We start from the raw sequence: 18,714 nt of genomic DNA on the forward strand, positions 1-18,714 counted from the left end.
TCCCACAGGTACAGCGCCGCCCCCTGTGGGAGCGGCGGTGCGCCGGTGCGATTTACCCGCGAAGAGGCCAATGAAAGCAATGCTCAACGCCCGGACAGTTCCCCGATACTGATCTCGCGCATCCGAAACTTCTGCACCTTCCCCGTCACCGTCATCGGGAACTCATCAACAAACCGGAAGTGCCTTGGCACCTTGAAATGCGCAATGCGCGCCCTCGCCCACTCGCGCAGTTCCTCCTCGCTGGCGCTGTGCCCAGGGTGGAAACGAACCCAGGCCACGATCTCCTCGCCATACTTGCTGCACGGAACACCGATCACCTGCACATCAGCCACCGCCGGGTGAGTAAAGAAGAACTCCTCCAGCTCGCGCGGGTAGATGTTCTCGCCGCCCCTGATGATCATGTCCTTGCTGCGCCCGACGATGCGCACATAGCCCTGCTCATCCATCACCGCCAGATCACCCGTGTGCATCCAGCCCTCGCCGTCGATGCTTTCGGCACTGGCCTTGGGGTTGTTCCAGTAGCCGAGCATCACGCTGTAGCCACGGGTGCACAGCTCGCCGATCTCGCCGCGCGGCAGCGTGTTGCCCTCAGCGTCGACGATCTTGTTCTCCAGCCGTGGCTGGGTGCGGCCGACACTGGTCACCCGGCGCTCGAGGTCATCATCGGCGCCGGTCTGCAGTGACACCGGGCTGGTCTCGGTCATGCCGTAGGCAATCTGCACTTCGCCCATGTGCATCTCATCGATTACCCGGCGCATCACCTCGATCGGGCAGGTGGCGCCGGCCATGATCCCGGTGCGCAGGCTGGACAGGTCGAACTCGCCCCGGCGTGGGTGATCCAGCTCGGCGATGAACATGGTCGGCACGCCGTACAGCGCGGTGGCGCGCTCCTCGGCCACGGCCTGCAGCGTCAACAACGGGTCGAAGGCGTCGTTGGGGTAGATCAGCGTGCTGCCGTGGGTCATGCAGCCGAGGTTGGCCATGACCATGCCGAAGCAGTGGTACAGCGGCACCGGCACCACCAGGCGGTCGTGCTCGGTGAGGCCGAGGCTTTCGCCGACCATGTAGCCGTTGTTGAGGATGTTGTGGTGGCTGAGGGTGGCGCCCTTGGGGAAGCCGGTAGTGCCGGAGGTGTACTGGATGTTGATGGCGTCGTCCGGGCGCAGGCTGGCCTGACGGGCGGCCAGCTGCTCGCTGCCGACCTCCCCGGCCCTGGCCTGCAAGGCCGGCCACGGCAGGAAGCCTGCTGGCGGCGCGCTGGCCAGACTGATCACGCCACGCAGCTCGGGCAAGCGCTCGCAGGCCAGAGCACCAGGCTGGCTTTCGCCCAGGCCGGGCACCAGCCCGAGCAGCATCGCGTGGTAATCGGAGGTCTTGAAGGCATCGGCGCAGATCACCCACTGGCAACCGGACTGGCCCAGGGCGTAGTCCAGCTCGCTGCTGCGGTAGGCCGGGTTGATGTTGACCAGGATCGCGCCGACCTTGGCGCTGGCGAATTGGGTGATGCACCACTCGGCGCAGTTGGGCGCCCAGATGCCCAGGCGGTCGCCGGCCTGCACGCCAAGGGCCATCAGTGCCCGGGCGTGCTGGTCGACCGCTGCGGCCAGTTGCCGCCAGGTGTAGCGCAGTTGCTGGTGGCGGACGACCAGGGCCTCGCGGTCAGGGAAACGGGCGACGGTGGCGTCGAAGGCGTCGCCGATGCACTGGGACAGCAGAGATTTGGCCGGGTCGCCCTGGGAGTAACTTGGCTGGGTCATGGGGTATCTCTTGTTGTTCTTGTAGTGGTTGATCCGGCGCCATCGCCGGCAAGCCGGCTCCCACAGGGATCGCGCCAACCTCAAGGCCAGCGCCGTACCTGTGGGAGCCGGCTTGCCGGCGATGGCGCCGACACCGCTCTACCGGACGAACACCTGCGGCGTGGTGGTCGACATGTCACCGCCTGGCAGCTTGATGTTCTTCACCTTCTCCAGGGTATTCGGGTCGAACACCGCCAGGTCATTGAAGGTGCCGCCCAGGTACAGCTTGTCGCCCGCCTTGTCGAAGGTCACGCAGTAGTAGGTATGTTCCAGATTCGCGGCCTTGACCAGTTTCTTCTGCTTGATGTCGTAGCGCGCCAGGCGGTTGAGCACGCCGTACATCTGGTTGCCATCCTTCGGCGAGCGCAGGCCGGTGAAGTACAGCTCGGTCAGCTCGGCGAACTCCTCGGTGTGGGCCTTGCCGGTCTTCAGGTCGATGCTCAGATAGCCGTACAACGGCTCGGCGGTGGCCGGGTCCTGCTTGGCATCCTTGAACTTGGCAATGGTGTAGAGCATCGAGAACTCATGCCGCGAGCTCTGGTGCGGCCAGAAGTACAGCACGTCGGGTGCGCTGTAGCCGGGGCGGTTCCAGTTGCGCAGCGGCAAGGCGACGGTGTATTTGCCGGTCTTCACGTCCATCTTGTAGATGTCCGGCCCGGCCACGTACAGGCTGCCGTCGTCGGCGGCGCGCATCAGGTACACCTGGCGCGGCATCGGGAAGGTTCGCACCGGCTTGGCGTCCAGCCCGTCGCCGGTGCGGAACACCTCCAGGCGCGGCGGCTTGACCACGTAATGGTCGTTCAGGCGCTGGCTGGGGTTGACCGTGGCATAGACTTCCTTGCCGTCGGGGCTGATGGCGAAGGAGTACATGGCCTTGCCCACCTCGCCCGGCACGCTGGACAGGTTGGCGTGGAAGGTGGTCTTGCAGCTGTCCAGGTCGATGCCATAGATATCGGCAAAGTGGTTGTTGAGCACGTAGGCGGTGCGGTTGTCCGGCGCCATCATTGCCGTGCCCGGGCCAAACGAATCGGGCATGCGGCAGGTCTTGTACAGGGTGTCGCTGGCCACCTCGACCACATGCAGGTTGTTCGGGTAGTTGGTGGCGATCAGGTATTCGTGGCCGGCCTGCAGGGCTTTGCCTGCGTCGTCGGCCTGGGCCGCCCAGGCACAGGCCGTGGCGGCGACGCTAAGCGCGAGTTGCGCGCAGAATCCAGGTTTCATGCGGTTTCCCCTTGTCGTTCTATTTGTCTTTCGGGAATACGGTGCCGAGGTTGCGCCAGTCTTCGGCGGAGTTGGTCGCCTGGGCGTTCCAGTCCTGGTAGGTGCTCATCATGTCCGGCACCTGGGCCGGCCACCAGCAAGGGTCGGAACAGCCATACAGGTCGGCCTCCATCGGCTGGCACAGCGAGCTGACGCCACCAAAGGCGTCCACCTCCCAGCCCGGGTCGGTGGTGGCGGTGCAGCCGGCCACGGCGCTCATCGCCAGCACTTCTTCGACGCGGTCCTCGGCGGCGGCCTGTTCAAGGATGCGCGCCTTGTTGTTCAGCGGTTTGAGGTGCTTCATGTCAGTGCGCCTTCCTGGGAGTGATGTAGCGATCGATGAAGGCCGGGTTGGCGGCCATGATGCGGCTGTAGACTTCGATGCCGAAGTCGACCCAGTCGCGCATCAGCTCGCAATAGTGGTAGGTCGGGTGCTGCGGGTCGCCGTAGCGGGCGTAGCTTTCGTGGTAGCAGCCGCCGGAGCACAGGTTGCGGATGCGGCAGCTGTCGCAGCCGGTGCCACTGCGGTCCAGGCGCTGCGACAGGAAGTCATTGAGCTGTGCCTGCTTCACGCCCTGGTGCACGTTGCCGAAGGTCGGCAGGCTGGAGCCGGTGAAGCGGTGGCACAGGTTCAGCTCGCCCTCGTGGTCCACCGCCAGCATCTTCAGCCCGGCACCGCACGGCAGGGCCTTCTTGTGGCCCTCGTGGATGTCGGTGATCAACTGGTGCAAGTTGGAGAAGCCGATGTTGCGGTGCTCCAGCGCCGCCTCCAGGTAGCGCCGGCCGAGGGCCTTCATGTTGGCGAACACCTGCACCAGCTCTTCGCTGCTGAGGTTGAAGTCGGCCATGTCACCGGAGGTCACCGGGGCGAAGCCCACCTCGGCAAAGCCCATCTCGTTGAACAGGTGGTTCCAGATGGTCTCCACATCGGTGATGCCCCGGGTCAAGGTCACGCGGGCCCCCACCGGTCGGCTGTCATAGCGCGACAGCAGCATGTCGGCCTTGCGCCGCACCACGTCGTAGGTGCCCTGCCCGCCCACGGTGATGCGGTTGCGGTCGTGCACGGTCTTGGGCCCGTCGATGCTGATGGACAGCCCGAAACGGTGAGCGTTGAGCCAGTCGACGATCTCTTCGGTGAGCAGCGTGGCGTTGGTGGTCATGATGAACTCCACCTGTTTGCCGGCCTCGGCGAAACGCCGCTCGCAGTACGCCACCATGTGTTCGATCAGCGGACGGTTGGACAACGGCTCGCCGCCGAAGAACACCACGCTGTAGCGGGTTTCGTCGGGCGACTCCTTGAGCAGCATCTCCACCGACGCCTCGGCGGTGGCGGTGCTCATCTTCTTGCCGGCCGAAGGCTTGTCGAGGTCTTCCTTGTAGCAATAGGTGCAGCTGAGGTTGCAACCGGTGTTGACGTTGAGCACCACGGTGTTGAGCGCCGTGCGCTCGACCTGCTTGAGGGCGATTTCCAGGGTCAGCGGCGAGCCGTCGCTGACCACTTCCAGGGCGATCAGCTCGCGCAGGGTTTCCTGGATGTCCTGCCCGTCGAACTGCTGGCCGAGCTGCTGCATCAGCTCCTCGGCAGAGCAGCCTTGGCGGCGCAGGGTGTCGATGATGCCGCCGGTCACCGCATCGGTGGCGAACAGCGAACTGCTGGGGATATGGAACAGCATGCGGTCGGCATCCACCTGCACTTCGTGCAGGTTGCGTTCGACCAGGTTCAGTAGTGCGCCCATGGCGACCTCCCGATAATCGATTCGTCAGGTGTTTACGCGCTGTGCCCCTGCCCTCAAGGCAACGGCGGGTTGTTCCAGCGCTGCACGGTGACGATCATGTGGCCCTCGCCGGTCTGGCCGCCGTCCGCCAGGGTGGCGATAACCTTCAAGTTGCCGGCGTTGTTGGTCATCATCTTGCGTTCAGGGTTGGGCCCTGCACCGCCAGGTACGAACACGCCGTCGGCCTGCATCTGTCCGGCGAACTTGACGTCTTCGTCCTCGACCGCCCGTTCGTTGAACGGCTCGACTTTCCAGGTGGCCGGCAGGTAGCCGATGCGCAGCGGCTGGCCGCTGGCGTCCTTGCCCCAGGCCTCGGCCTCGAAACGGCCCTGGACCTTGGGCACCGAAGCGCCGTTTTCGCCGATGCGAGCGATGGAGAACGCCGGCACCACCTTGACCTCGTCGACCTTGTCATACACCGCCAGTTGCAGGCCCTTGAGCGCGCCCACCGACACCTCGCGCTGGCCGGCGGCGGCATCCTTGGCGGCACGCGCCTTGACCCGGATCAGCGTCGGTGTCGACTCCAGCACTTCGGTCACGGCCACACCCGCGCCCAGGTCCGGCTTGCCGGTCAGGTCGCTGCCCACCAGGGTGATTTCGCTGTCGCTGCCGGCCTTGATGAAGGCCGGCTGCACCGCCAGCAAACGCCCTTGGCCAGCCTTGGCGGCGCTGAAGTCCAGACCGCGCTCGTCATGTTCGGCCTCGAACATGCGGCCCTTCATCTGCCCGTCGATGGCGGCGAACACCTGGCGCAGGTTGGCCTCGCCGACCTTGACGTTGCCGCGCCACTCGTAGCCGTTGTAGAGGATCGCCGAACCGCTGCCGTTGAACGGCGTGCCGTCGGCATAAGCCCCCTTGACCTCGACCTTGAAAGTGTCGCCCTCGCCTGCGCTGACACTCATCACCCCGCGCACATCGCCCTTGGCGAGCATATGCCCGCTGAACGCCCACTGCCCCACCAGCGCGTCGGCCTTGGGCCGGGCCTTGAGCCATTCGGCCCAGGCCGGGTTGTCGAGGGGGAAGCGCTTGGCCAGGTCCGGCACCATCTGCTTGAGGGCGATGTCCAGCCAGTCGCGGTCGCGGGCCTGGGCCTGGTATTCGAGGGACGGCCACTGGCTCAGGTGGAAGTTGACCAGATGCTCCCATTCCTGGGCCGGGCGCCGCTGCAACGCAACCCGGGCACCGGAGTGGCAACGCCCGCACATCTGGCTGAGCTGATCGTCGAAGTGCTCGACGGTGTTGAGCCTGCGCTCCATGGCGTAGCGCACGCCGTCGGTCTCGCTGGGTGCCAGGCCCTGCTTGTCGGCCAGGTACTTGACCAGGGTTCGGCGGTCGTCGTCGCTGATCGAAAGGCCGTGCATCACCTGCATGCGGGCGATGCTCATCAGCCAGCCTTCGGGGGTCTTGCGCTGGTGGCTGATACGGCTGTAGCTGTCGTTGCCCTCGGGGATATGGCACCCCATGCACTTGTTCTGCAACAGGCTCGGGCCCTGCTCGGCCGCCATGGCCTGGGCGGACAGCAGTGCGGTGGCGACCAGCGCCAGTGTGCCCGCCTGCCGCCGGAGTCGAGTCGTCTTCAAGGTCAGACCTCCACGGTGTTGTTCTTATCGTTATTGCACGCTTGGGTACTGCGGTGTGCATGTGACAGTTGCGATACAGGAAGTGTGCCAGTTGCAGCAAAAATGTTTTGGATCAGTGAGTTGCCTGGGTTTTGCGAGTATGGGCCAGCGATTGAAATTGTAGGTGAACGTCCCATTTCGCGACTGGGTGTTTCACCTTGAGACACCCGCCGGGGGCTGGCAATGCCGGGGCCGCAAAGCGACCCCAAGCGCCCGTGAATCTGTGTCACATGTCGTCTCACTCGATCTCAATATGCAACAGATCAACCCTGGTTCCTTTAACTCCCAATAAGGCAAAAGCCACCGCTGGCTAGGCCTCACCCAGCATCTGAGTCCATTGGCACGGCCATTGCCCCTGCCCTGCTCACAACCATGACAAGAGGCACCGCCCCATGCATTCCGAACTGCCGATCCTCCCCGCCACACGCGATTTCCTCGCACGCAAGCTCAGGATGCGCATCGGCGCCGACTGGCAGGACGCCGTCAGCGGTCGCACCTTGACCTTTCGCAACCCGGCCAGCGGCGAAGTCCTTGGCGAGGTGCCCGCGGCCGACCCGGAGGATGTCGACCGCGCCGTGCGCGCCGCGCGCCAGGCCTTCGACGATTCGGCCTGGAGCCGCACACGCCCGCGTGAACGGCAGAACCTGCTGTGGCGCCTGGCCGACCTGATGCAGCGCGATGCCCAGCAGTTGGCCGAACTGGAATGCCTGAACAACGGCAAGAGCGCCGCCGTGGCGCAGGTGATGGACGTGCAACTGGCCATCGACTTCCTGCGCTACATGGCCGGCTGGGCCACCAAGATCGAAGGCAGCACGGTCGAGCCTTCACTGCCGCTGATGCCCAACGACCAGTTCCATGGCTTCGTGCGCCGCGAAGCCGTGGGCGTGGTCGGCGCCATCGTCGCCTGGAACTTCCCGCTGCTGCTGGCCTGCTGGAAGCTCGGCCCGGCCCTGGCCACCGGCTGCACCATGGTATTGAAGCCCGCCGACGAAACCCCGCTGACCGCGCTCAAGCTCGCCGAACTGGTGGACGAAGCCGGCTACCCGGCCGGGGTATTCAACGTGGTCACCGGCACCGGCCTGAACGCCGGCGCCGCGCTTAGCCGCCACCCGGGCGTGGACAAGTTGACCTTCACCGGCTCCACCGAGGTCGGCAAGCTGATCGGCAAGGCGGCCATGGACAACATGACCCGCGTCACCCTGGAGCTGGGCGGCAAATCGCCGACCATCGTGCTGCCCGACGCCAACCTGCAGGAGGCCGCCGCCGGTGCTGCCACGGCGATCTTCTTCAACCAGGGCCAGGTATGCTGCGCCGGCTCCCGGCTGTACGTGCACCGCAAGCATTTCGACAACGTGGTGGCCGACATCGCCGGCATCGCCAATGGCATGAAGCTCGGCAACGGCCTGGACCCGTCGGTGCAGATGGGCCCATTGATCTCGGCCAAGCAGCAGGACCGGGTCACCGGCTACATCGAGCTGGGGCGTGAACTGGGCGCCACCATCGCCTGCGGCGGCGAAGGCTTCGGCCCGGGCTACTTCGTCAAGCCGACGGTGATCGTCGATGTAGACCAGCGCCACCGCCTGGTGCAGGAGGAAATCTTCGGCCCGGTGCTGGTGGCCATGCCGTTCGATGACCTCGATGAAGTGCTGCACATGGCCAACGACAACCCCTACGGGCTGGGCGCGAGCATCTGGTCCAACGACCTGGCCGCGGTGCACCGGATGATCCCGCGCATCAAGTCCGGCTCGGTCTGGGTCAACTGCCACAGCGCCCTGGACCCGGCGCTGCCGTTCGGCGGCTACAAGCTCTCGGGCGTTGGCCGCGAGATGGGCGCGGCGGCGATCGAGCATTACACCGAGCTCAAGTCGGTGCTGATCAAGCTCTGATCATTTGCCTGTACCGGCCTCTTCGCGGGTAAACCCGCTCCCACAGGATCACCACAGGCCTGAAAACCCTGGGGGCCTTGTGGGAGTGGGTTCACCCGCGAAAGGGCCGGCACATGCCACCCCAAAAACAACAACAAAAACATGGAGCACACCATGAGGCATACACTCGCCTGCACATTGGCCCTGCTGTTGAGCGCACCCGCCACCCAGGCCTACGAGCTGTACAACCACAACGGCACCACCCTCGACGCCAACCTCGAAGCGCTGTTCGGCATCTTCCACAGCGACGAAAGCTACAACCAATTCGGCAACCGCGAGCCCGGCAGCAGCAACTGGCGCGAGGGCTACGTCAAGTACGGCCTCAGTGGCAGCCAGGCCATCGCCGACAGCGGCGCGCTCTACGGCGCGTTCAGCCTGCTCAGTTCCGCCACCTGGGGCGATGGCGACGCCGCCGGTTTCACCCTGGGCGACGAACGCCGCACCGCCGTCGAAGACCTGTACCTGGGCTGGCGCTCCGGTACCCTGTTCCCGGCGCTGGGCGAAGACGGCATCGATATCTCCGGCGGCCGCCAGTTGGTTACCCTGGGCGATGGTTTCCTGATCCAGGGCGACCCGGTCAACGCCGGCAACGTCGACCTGGGCGCCAACTTCGACCGGGGCGGCGCCTACTACCTGGCCGCGCGCAAGGCCTTCGACCGCACCGCCGTGCTGCGCCTGGGCGGCAAGCAGGGCTGGCGCGGCGACCTGATGTGGCTCAAGTCCGACAACCACTTCCAGGCCGACAGTTCCATGGCCGTGGCCAACCTTGAGCATGTGGCCGACGCCGGCACCGTCGGCCTGAGCTGGATCCACGGCCTGGACGTGGACCGGCGCTACGCCGAGATCCTCGGCCTCGAGCACCGCGATGGCATGGACACGGTGAGCCTGCGCGGGCGCGGCAACCTGGGGGTGAAGGACCTGGAGCTGGCAGCGGAATATGTCACCCAGGACCGTACCGGCGGGCGTGAAGATGCGTGGTACCTGGAGGGCAACTGGACCTTCTCCGGCCTGCCCTGGTCACCCACCGCCACCTACCGCTACAGCCGCTTCTCGGAACACTTCGACCCGTTGTTCTATGGCCTGAGCCGCGGCTACGGCACCTGGTTCCAGGGCGAAGTGGCGGCCAACTATGCCGGGCCGTTCAACAGCAACAGCCAGGTCCACCATGTGGCGCTCAAGGCCACGCCCCGCGAGGGGCTGACCGTGGGTGCGCTGTATTTCGACTTTGACCCGCTGAGCACCGACAAGAGCAATCTTGGGGGGCGCGAGCTGGACCTGTACCTGGAATGGATGGTCAACGAGCACTGGCTGATCAGCCCGTTGGTGGGGTTCTACAAACCTGAGCGCAATGCCGACAACGGCGGCGTGCAACTGGGCAGCCGGGATACCGGGACCTATCTGCAGTTGGTGGTCGGAACCTTCTTCTGACGATACTTCGGCGTTGCCTATGCCCTCGCCATCGCCGGCAAGCCGGCTCCCACCCCGACCGCGGAGTCCTGGGCCATGCGTTAACTCTGTGAGCGCTGCGGTACAAGACAGTTGCTCCCACGATTGCGCATGGCTTGGGTCGATGCGGTTGGGGTGGGAGCCGGCTTGCCGGCGATGGGGCGCAAAGCGGCCCCTGGTTATCCGCGATAACCTTGCTCGCCCAGCCACCGCCGCACCATGGCCTGCGACTCCCCGGCCAGCACCTGTTCCAGCGCGAGCCCCGCCTGCAGGCCGCGGACCACAGGCGCCAGCTCAACCCCTTGCAGGTGCCACACCCCCAACGGCTGGTCTGCCGTCACTACCACCTCGGCCTCCTCCACGAAACCATCACGCAACACCGGCCGACGCTCCACCGTCACCGCGCTCCAGGCGGCCTGGGCATGGATCGGCTGCGCATCCGGCCACCTGCGGCGCGCAGCCCAGAACGCGCCCGACGCCCTTGCCTGCTCCTGAGCGTAGAAATCCCGGCCAATGCGGGCAAAGCGCAGGAACAGCTGCTCGATACGCTCCTGATGAAAACGCTGCGCCAGCGCGGCGCTCTCAGGCCGCCGCAACAAGGTGTTGATCACCACCGGCGCCTGCAACGCCGACGACAACGACTGGAAAATCCCGTTACCCGACAGCGGGTCTACCGCCATCGCCGCATCCCCCACCCGCAGCCAATCGTCGCCTGCGCAACTGCCGGCCAGGATCGCCGTGCTGCTGCGGGCATGAACCTGGGCAGGGGCGAAGGCCTGTTGATCGAAGATTGCCCGTACCTGCGCCGAAGTACGCCGGCGTTCGGCGCAATACGCCGCCAGCTGTGCCTTGCCCGGCAGGCTGGCCGTGCCAGCATCCAATGTCACTTGCCAGTAGCAACGGCCATCGTCCAGCCGCGCCATCCACGCCCAGCCATCGTCCAGGCTCTCCACGGCCGAGGCCGCTGCCCCTGGCGTGCCCTGCCAGAGGTTCAGCAGGCTGACGGTCTCCGGCCCGCGCAGGCGCCCTTCGGCCAGCGGCGCCTGGCGGCCACGGGCCTCGACCAGAAAGTCGCCATGCACCACCTGGCCATCGTCCAGGCGCACCCGATGGCCGGCATCGCGCATCACCTCGCGCACCCGGCCTTCGATCAACTCGACCCCGGCCCGACGCAGGTCGTCACGCAAGGCCCGGTCGAAACGCTGGCGATCGAGCAAGCACTCCTGGTTCAAGCGCAGCTGTTCACCATTCCAGTGCACCTGCCGTTCAGCGGGGGTGGTGGCCTGCGCGAGTGCTGCCCCAAGCCCGGCATGCTGCAACCCGTCGAGCACGCGCTGGGAAACCCCTTCGATGGCGGCGAAGCGGCGCCAGTCGCTGACCACGGTCACGGCATAACCCAGGCGTCGCAGCCCCAGGGCCGTGGCGGCGCCGGCAGGGCCCGCGCCGAGTACCACAATGCGCGCGTCAGCCATCAGCCTGCCCCTTGCGCTCCGGGCCGGTGAACGCCGCGTGGTGCTTTAACCAGTGGACCAACGCCAGGTGTTCCAACTCGGGCCGGTTGCGCAATACGCCAGCAACCAGGCCGCTGAACGCGCCACAGGCAAGGCTGGCACCCGCCCCGCCGGTGGTGCCGACATGGGCGCCGAAATCGGCCTGGGCGGTTCCCAGCCATGACCATTCACCCGGCGCGCAGCGGGCATCACCCGTTACCCGAATCACCCCTGGGTAGCTTGCCGGATACACCGGTTCGCCCCGCGCCGGGCTTGAGGCACACAGCAGCACCCCGGCGGCCTGGGCTTCGGCGCAGGCCTGGCGCAGCACCGGGCGGTCCTGGTGCAGGCCCAGGCTCAGGTTGATCACCGCGGCGCCCTGCTCCACCAGCCACAACAGCGCGGCGGCCACTTGCAGGGCGCTGGTGCTCCATTGGCGGTCGAACACCTGGGCCAGCAGCAGCGGCATGGCACCGGCCTCAGCGCAAATACGCTCGAGCACGGCGCTGCCATGGCCAAGGGCATCGGGCAGCGCTTCGCCTTCCTGCAACACGCCGTCGGCCAGCCAGAAGCGCCGGGCATCGAGCAGCATGGCGGCCTGCCCGGGCGAGCAGCCGCTGTCGATCAGGCCAACGCGCAGTTCACTGGTCATGCCCGGCCGGCTCCTTGCTGCGCAGCAGCCCGTCGCTCAAGTGCAGGTGCACATCGGCATCGGCCAAGGTCGAGGCGCGGTGGCTGATCAAAATGCGCGTGCGCCCGGCAAACAGCTGGTCGATGGCGGCGATCACTTCGCGCTCGGTGGCTTCGTCCACCGCCGAGGTGGCTTCGTCGAGCACCAGGATCGCCGGTTGCTGCAGCAGCGCCCGAGCGATGGCGATGCGTTGTTTCTGGCCACCGGACAACTGCTGGCCACGCTCGCCGAGCATCCCGTCCAGGCCCAGCGGCAGATTGCCGACCAAGCTTTCCAGGCGGGTCAGGCGCACCACTGCTTCGAGCTGTTCACGGGTCGCTTCGGGCGTGCTGTAGGCGAGGTTCTGCGCCAGGGTGCCACGGAACAGCACGATGTCCTGGCTGACCACCGCGATGCGTCGGCGCAAGGCCTGCAAATCGAGTTGGCGCAGGTCGATGCCGTCGAGCAGGATGCGCCCGACATCGGGGTCGTAGAACCGCTGCAGCAGGTCGATCAGGGTCGATTTGCCGACGCCCGAGGCGCCGCTGATGGCGACCTTGAGCCCGCCCGGCAGGCTGGCATCAACGCCGCGCAGCACGCCGCCCTGGCGCTCATCGTGGGCAAAGTGCACCGCCTCCAGGCGCAATTCGCCGGGCCCGTCGGCGATGGGCAGCGGCGCTTCGGCTGGCTGAACCGCGACCGGCTCACGCTTGAGTTCCATCACCCGCCCCAGGCTCACGGCCATGCGCTGCACCGCCACGTACAGCCCCAGCAGGCTCTGCACTGGCCCGACCGCCATGCCCAGGTAAGTGGAAAACGCGATCAGTGCGCCGAGCTGCCAGGTGCCTTGGATCACCCACCAGCCGCCGACCAGGAAGGCACAGGCACGGCACCACGAGGTCAGGGTGCCGGGCACCGCCTGGGTGAAGAATTCGGTGAGCTGTACCTTCAGCAGCTGGCTCATGTAGCCCTGCCCCAGGCCTTCCAGGCGTTCGGCCTCGCGGCCCTGCTGGCCGGCGGCCTGGATGAACTTCATCGCCGGCAGGGTTTCGACCAGGAACGACGACACGTCCGCCGAGCGCTCGCGCAGGCTGCGCACCTCGCGCTCCACCTTGCGGCGCATCCAGCGCAGCCACAGCACTTCGAGCGGGATGAGCAGCGCCAGCAGCAACGACAGTTGCCAAGACAGCAGCAACATCAGGGCCAGCGCGCCGACCAGGCCGATCACCGCCGACACCGCCGAGAACAGCGAGTCCACGGCAAAGCGCTGGATCTCGGCGACGTCACCGTCCAGCCGCGACAGGATATCGCCGGTGCGCCTCCGCCCGTAGAAGGTCGGCGACAGCTGCTGCAGATGCCGGTACAGGTCATCGCGCAGGGCAAACAGGATGCGCCCGGACAGCCGCGTGTGCAGGTAGCGGTTCACCCCCGCCAGCACGGTGCCGAGCAGGCCGGCGCCGATCATGATCGCGGCCATGTGCCAGAGAGTCTGGTAATCCTTGGCCAGCAGGCCCTCGTCGATCAGGGTCTTGACCAGCCAGGGTTGCGCCAGGGCCAGCAACGAAGCGCCCAGCGACAACCCCAGCAATACGCCGATGGCGCGCCGTTGCGGGCGCACGAAACCGTACAGCCAGGCCAGGGCCTGGCGCATCAGCAGCGGGTCACTCGATTCGATCAAGCGTGAGAACAGTCCGCCCATGGTTCAGCCGCGCAACTGTTTGAGTTTGCGGTACAGGGTGGCGCGGCTGATGCCCAGCGCCTCGGCCGCCGCCGAGACATTGCCCTGGTGACGTGCCAGGGCGCCGCGGATCAGTTCCAGTTCGTTGTCGCGCAGGCTGCCGGAGGGCGTCGTGCCGCTGGCCAGCTCGTCGAGCAGGCAGTCGGTGAGGTGATCGAGGGTCAGCACCTGCTCGCCGTCCTCGCGCATGGCCAGGGCGGTGCGCAGCACCATTTCCAGCTGGCGGATGTTGCCCGGCCAGTCGAAGCCTTCGAGCAGGCCGGCCAGCGCCGGGTCGAGGCTCACGCCACGGGCGCCGAACTTGCCCAGCAGGGTTTCGATGATGCTGGCCAGGTCGTCGCGCTCGCGCAGCGCCGGCAGGCGCAGGGACACGCCGTTGACCCGGTAGTACAGGTCTTCGCGAAAATGCTGTTCGCTGACCAGGCGCTTGAGGTCGCGGTGGGTGGCGCAGATCAACGCCACGTCGATCTCCTGCTCGTCGCCCGCGCCCAACGGCGCCACCCGGCGTTCCTGCAGCACGCGCAACAGGCGCGCCTGCAGGGCCAGCGGCATGTCGCCGATCTCGTCGAGGAACAGCGTGCCGCCGTGAGCCTGCATCAGGCGCCCGACCATGCCGCCACGGCGCGAACCTGTGAAAGCGCCTTCGCGGTAGCCGAACAGCTCCGACTCGATCAGCCCCTCGGGGATCGCCGCACAGTTGACCGCGATGAAGGCTTTGTCGCCACGCGGGCTGGCCTGGTGCAGAGCCCGGGCGATGACTTCCTTGCCGGTGCCGGTTTCGCCCAGCAACAGCACCGGCAAGCCATTGGCCAGGCCCTGGCGGGCCATGCGCAGGCCACGGGCCAGGCGCGCATCAGCGCCGGCCAGCGCTTCCAGGGCCTGGGCCCTGGCCGGTTCTGCGGCCCTGGCGTTCGCCGTGGCGCCGTTGAGCTTGGCGTGGCGCGGTAGCTGCACGGCGCGGAAGAAGAAGTCGCCCTTGGCGGTCTGCACGCTGCTGACGCCGCCTTGCCACAGGCGAGAGATGAAGGCTGGCGAACGTTCGCCGAGCAAGTCGCTGCAGCGCCTGCCGAGCAGCGCTTGCCGGCTCAGCTGGAGCAATTGGCAGGCGTTGTCATTGGCGGCCAGCACTTCGCCATCCAGGCTCAGGGCCAGCAGGCCCTGCCAGGCACTGGCCAGGTATTGTGGGCGGCTGTGAAACGCCAGCACCAGGTGCTCGGGGTGGCACAGCCCGAACAGGCGGCACTCGATGTTGCCGGCGGCCAGCATCAGTGCGGTGAGGCTGTCCTGGGGCTGGGCCATGACCCCTTCGCGGGTCACGTCGAGCACGCCGATCACTTCGCCATGGGGGTCGCGCAGCGGTACCGAGGTACAGGAAAACGGGCTGAGGCGGTCGAGGTAATGCTCGCCGCAGTTGATCAGGGTGGGCTGGCCTTCGACCACGGCCGTGCCGATGGCGTTGGTCCCGCGCAGCGCCTCGCTCCAGCAACTGCCGGGGTGCAGGTCGCGCAGGCCCTCGCGTTCCAGCGCATGCTTGTGCCCTTCGATGGCCAGCACGTTGGCCTGGGCATCGCCAAGGATGACGATGCCGCTCTGGCCCTGGCGGCGCACCAGGTAGTCCAGCTCGGGGGTGACCGCGTCGATCAGCAGCCGGTTGTGCTCAAGCAGCGTGCGCAGGTCGAGGCCGTGACGAATGCCCAGGCCTACCTGCTCGCCCTGCAGGCAGTCCAGGCCATGGCTGAGGCTGCGCCGCCAGGAGGCGTCGATTTCGTCGCGCAGCATCCCCGAGGGCAGTTCGCCCTCGTTGGCCAGCTTCAGGCGGACCAGGCGGGATTGCTGCAGCGGGTCATGGGCGTTTGTTGTGAGTGTTTGTCGCGCCATTGCGTGCTCCAGCTGTGCCCCGCTAGATCGGGGCATCGGGCATCGGAATTTTCGGCAGTGTGCGTCAGAATTCGTCAGCCGTCATCAGGGGGGCAGGCAAAAAGGGGTGTGGGGCGGCTAGTTTGTGGCGCTCTCAAGGGGGATCGCATGTGGGCCACGAGGTGCAGGGCGACAGGTTTGCAGCGCTCTCAAGATCGAGCGCCGCCCGCGCGGCGCTTCGCGGGTAAACCCGCTCCCACAGTTTGTTTCGGGCCAGTCTCTCCTGTGCCATCACCTGGTCAGCCTTGTTGGTACGACGCGGTTTCAGTGCGGGCGTTGCCGCCGCCCCACATGGCTCAAGGCATGCACCAAGGCAGGCGCCGGTACTTTCACAGGAATAATTGGCCCGAAATAAACTGTGGGAGCGGGTTTACCCGCGAAGCGCCGCGCGGGCGGCGCTCGATCTGATAGGCGCTGCAAAAACACCGGCAAACACCTGGTGGCCCTCACGCGATCCCCCCTGCGCCTAAAACGCCGCCTTGAAGATCGCCTCGATCTCCGCCTGGCTGGCCACCCGCGGATTGGTCAACCCACAGGCATCCTTCAGCGCATTGGCCGCCAACACCGGCACATCCTCAACCTTGGCCCCTAGCTCGGCGAGCCCGGCCGGGATGCCGATCGCCGCCGCCAGGTGCTCGATGGCAGAAATCGCCGCACCAGCCCCCTGCTCCGCCTCCAACCCACACACTTTCACGCCCATGGCCTTGGCTACATCGCGCAGGCGCGCGGCGCTGACCTTGGCATTGAAGCGCTGCACATGGGGCAGCAGCACCGCGTTGCACACCCCATGGGGCAGGTCGTAGTAACCGCCCAGCTGGTGCGCCATGGCATGCACGTACCCCAGGGAGGCGTTGTTGAAGGCCATGCCGGCAAGGAACTGCGCGTAAGCCATGTTCTCCCGGGCCTGCAGGTCGCTGCCGTCGGCCACCGCCTGGCGCAGGTTGTCGCTGATCAGGCTGATGGCCTTGAGCGCGCAGGCGTCGGTGATCGGCGTGGCGGCAGTCGACACATAGGCCTCGATGGCGTGGGTCAGCGCGTCCATGCCGGTGGCGGCGGTCAGCGACTTGGGCATGCCGACCATCAGCGCCGGGTCGTTGACCGACAGGATAGGCGTGACGTTGCGGTCGACGATGGCCATTTTCACGTGGCGCGCCTCGTCGGTGATGATGCAGAAACGGGTCATCTCGCTGGCGGTGCCGGCGGTGGTGTTGATGGCGATCAGCGGCAGTTGCGGCTTGCTCGAGCGGTCCACCCCTTCGTAGTCACTGATATGCCCGCCGTTGGTGGCGCACAGCGCAATGCCCTTGGCGCAGTCATGGGGCGAGCCACCACCGAGCGAGACCACACAGTCGCAACGCTCGCGCTGCAGTATGGCCAGGCCAGCCTCGACGTTGGCGATGCTCGGGTTGGGCTTGGCGCCATCGAACACCACCGAGTCGATATCGCGCATGGCCAGCAGCCCGGCGATGCGTTCGGCCACGCCAGCGCGGGCCAGGCCCTGGTCGGTCACGATCAGCGCCTTGCGCAGGCCGTAGCCGGCGATGGCAGCCATGGCTTCGTCCAGGCAGTCGATGCCCATGATGTTCACGGCGGGGATGAAGAAGGTGCTGCTCATGGCCGGGTCCTCTCAAGCTGTCGGTAGGGCTTGAGCATCCGCCTGCAGCAGTGACCGGGTGTTGATCCAGGGCAATGGGGGCGCGGGAACGGGCCTCAGCGGATCTGATGCTTGTGCAGCAGCCGATAGAAGGTCGGCCGGGAGATCCCCAGCACCTTGGCCGCGATGCTGAGGTTGTCGCTGTGCCGGTTGAGTACGTCGCACAGGGCCTGGCGCTCGGCGCGGTGCTTGTAGTCCTCCAAGGTGCCCAACAGCGCTTCCTGTTCCACCTGGTCGTGCAGGCCCAGGTCCGGGGCTTCGATCTGCCGCCCTTCGGCCAGCACCAGGCCCCGGCGCACACGGTTGGCCAGTTCACGCACGTTGCCCGGCCAGTCGTGGCGGCCCATGGCCGCCAGCGCGCTGTCGCTGAAGGAGCGCGGCCGGCGGCCGGTCTCCAGGCTGTAGAAACGGGCGAAATGGCTGGCCAGCATCGACAGGTCGCCATGCCGGTCGCGCAGCGGCGCGGTCACCACCTGCAGCACGTTGAGCCGGTAATACAGGTCTTCACGGAAACGGCCGAGGGCGATGGCCTTTTCCAGGTCGACGTGGGTCGCCGCCAGCACCCGCACATCCACGCCGATCGGCTGGGTGCTGCCCACCCGTTCGATGTGCCGTTCCTGCAGAAAGCGCAGCAGGTTGGCCTGCAGCTCCAGCGGCAGGTCGCCGATCTCGTCGAGGAAAAGGGTGCCGCCATTGGCCGCCTCGATACGCCCGACCTTGCGCTGGTGGGCGCCGGTGAATGCACCCTTCTCGTGGCCGAACAGCTCGGACTGGATCAGGTGTTCGGGAATCGCGCCGCAGTTGATGGCGACGAACGGCTGGTCATGGCGCTGCGACAAGCGATGCAGGGTGCGCGCCACCAATTCCTTGCCGGTACCACTCTCGCCACGGATCAGCACCGGCGATTCGGTGGGTGCCAGTTTGCCGAGCAGTTTGCGCAGTTCGCGGATCGGCCGGCTCTCGCCCAGCAGTTCGTGCTCGGGCTCGGCCTCGCCATCGCGCACCGCGCCGCGGCCACGCAGGCGCGCCATGCCGAAGGCCCGGCCGAGGGTGACCTGCACCCGCGACACGTCGAACGGCAAGGTGTGGAAGTCGAAGAACCATTCGCAAACGAAATCGCCGACATTCTGCATGCGCAGCTCTTCGGCGCTGAGCACGGCGATCCATTCAGTATTGCTGCGTTTGATCATGTCCTTGACCGCGTCGGGGTGACGCAGGTGCGAGGCCTGCAGGCGCAGCAGGCCGACATCGCAGGGGTGCTCCAGGGCAACGTCCAGGCTGCAACTACGCACATCCCAGCCGACGCCGCGCAGGCCCGGTAACAATCGATGACAATCGTCGCAGGGGTCGACGATCAGCAAGCGACGTTGGGCGGCAGGCTCGAGCATGACCATTCCTTGGCGCCGGAATAGGGTTTTTTATCT

At 66.6% G+C, this 18,714-nt stretch carries 13 protein-coding genes; 2 read left to right on the forward strand and 11 right to left on the reverse strand.

Translation table 11 applies throughout. The features are described 5' to 3' along the window. Positions 1-83: 83 nt before the first annotated feature. The 5 genes from LOY51_RS14110 to peaA all read right to left on the reverse strand — a co-directional run bounded on the left by LOY51_RS14110 (position 84) and on the right by peaA (position 6,411). Positions 84-1,757 (reverse strand): fatty acid CoA ligase family protein, encoded by a 1,674-nt coding sequence (locus LOY51_RS14110; RefSeq protein WP_258641693.1) that lies wholly within the window; start codon positions 1,755-1,757, stop codon positions 84-86. A gap of 138 nt (positions 1,758-1,895) precedes the next feature. Then, positions 1,896-3,017 (reverse strand): quinohemoprotein amine dehydrogenase subunit beta, encoded by a 1,122-nt coding sequence (gene peaD, locus LOY51_RS14115; RefSeq protein ID WP_125858775.1) that lies wholly within the window; start codon positions 3,015-3,017, stop codon positions 1,896-1,898. A gap of 19 nt (positions 3,018-3,036) precedes the next feature. After that, a complete protein-coding gene (qhpC, locus tag LOY51_RS14120; RefSeq protein WP_046855356.1) occupies positions 3,037-3,360 on the reverse strand; it encodes a quinohemoprotein amine dehydrogenase subunit gamma in 324 nt (107 codons plus the stop codon). A 1-nt stretch (position 3,361) separates the two neighbouring features. After that, on the reverse strand, positions 3,362-4,792 hold the full coding sequence (gene peaB / locus LOY51_RS14125; protein ID WP_258641694.1) for a quinohemoprotein amine dehydrogenase maturation protein: 1,431 nt from the start codon (positions 4,790-4,792) through the stop codon (positions 3,362-3,364). A gap of 53 nt (positions 4,793-4,845) precedes the next feature. Next, on the reverse strand, positions 4,846-6,411 hold the full coding sequence (peaA, locus tag LOY51_RS14130; RefSeq protein WP_125858777.1) for a quinohemoprotein amine dehydrogenase subunit alpha: 1,566 nt from the start codon (positions 6,409-6,411) through the stop codon (positions 4,846-4,848). Positions 6,412-6,842: 431 nt separating this feature from the next. On the opposite strand from peaA, the gene LOY51_RS14135 reads away from it, so the two are divergent. Together LOY51_RS14135 and LOY51_RS14140 are read left to right on the forward strand one after the other, a co-directional pair. Then, positions 6,843-8,336, forward strand: a complete 1,494-nt coding sequence (locus tag LOY51_RS14135) for an aldehyde dehydrogenase family protein (protein ID WP_125858779.1) — start codon at positions 6,843-6,845, stop codon at positions 8,334-8,336. Between the two features lie 153 nt (positions 8,337-8,489). Next, positions 8,490-9,803 carry an alginate export family protein gene (locus LOY51_RS14140; protein WP_258641696.1) on the forward strand — a complete coding sequence of 438 codons (1,314 nt, stop codon included), beginning with the start codon at positions 8,490-8,492 and terminating at the stop codon, positions 9,801-9,803. Between the two features lie 197 nt (positions 9,804-10,000). On the opposite strand, the gene qhpG is transcribed toward LOY51_RS14140, so the two are convergent. From qhpG to LOY51_RS14170, 6 genes are all read right to left on the reverse strand, one after another. After that, positions 10,001-11,293 (reverse strand): flavin-dependent monooxygenase QhpG, encoded by a 1,293-nt coding sequence (qhpG, locus tag LOY51_RS14145; RefSeq protein ID WP_258641698.1) that lies wholly within the window; start codon positions 11,291-11,293, stop codon positions 10,001-10,003. Further along, a complete protein-coding gene (gene qhpE, locus LOY51_RS14150; protein ID WP_125858782.1) occupies positions 11,286-11,963 on the reverse strand; it encodes a subtilisin-like serine protease QhpE in 678 nt (225 codons plus the stop codon). The genes qhpG and qhpE overlap by 8 nt, the downstream gene beginning before the upstream one ends. After that, positions 11,953-13,680 carry an ABC transporter ATP-binding protein gene (locus LOY51_RS14155; RefSeq protein ID WP_258641700.1) on the reverse strand — a complete coding sequence of 576 codons (1,728 nt, stop codon included), beginning with the start codon at positions 13,678-13,680 and terminating at the stop codon, positions 11,953-11,955. The genes qhpE and LOY51_RS14155 overlap by 11 nt, the downstream gene beginning before the upstream one ends. Positions 13,681-13,683: 3 nt before the next feature. Further along, on the reverse strand, positions 13,684-15,597 hold the full coding sequence (locus LOY51_RS14160) for a sigma-54-dependent Fis family transcriptional regulator (RefSeq protein WP_125858784.1): 1,914 nt from the start codon (positions 15,595-15,597) through the stop codon (positions 13,684-13,686). 505 nt (positions 15,598-16,102) lie between these two features. Then, positions 16,103-17,251 (reverse strand): L-threonine dehydrogenase, encoded by a 1,149-nt coding sequence (gene yiaY, locus LOY51_RS14165; RefSeq protein ID WP_125858785.1) that lies wholly within the window; start codon positions 17,249-17,251, stop codon positions 16,103-16,105. A gap of 95 nt (positions 17,252-17,346) precedes the next feature. Next, positions 17,347-18,678 (reverse strand): sigma-54 dependent transcriptional regulator, encoded by a 1,332-nt coding sequence (locus LOY51_RS14170; protein ID WP_125858786.1) that lies wholly within the window; start codon positions 18,676-18,678, stop codon positions 17,347-17,349. Between the last annotated feature and the right edge of the window lie 36 nt (positions 18,679-18,714).

Origin of the sequence: Pseudomonas sichuanensis (assembly GCF_024749065.1) — a bacterium.
Classification (GTDB): Bacteria; Pseudomonadota; Gammaproteobacteria; order Pseudomonadales; family Pseudomonadaceae; genus Aquipseudomonas; species Aquipseudomonas sichuanensis.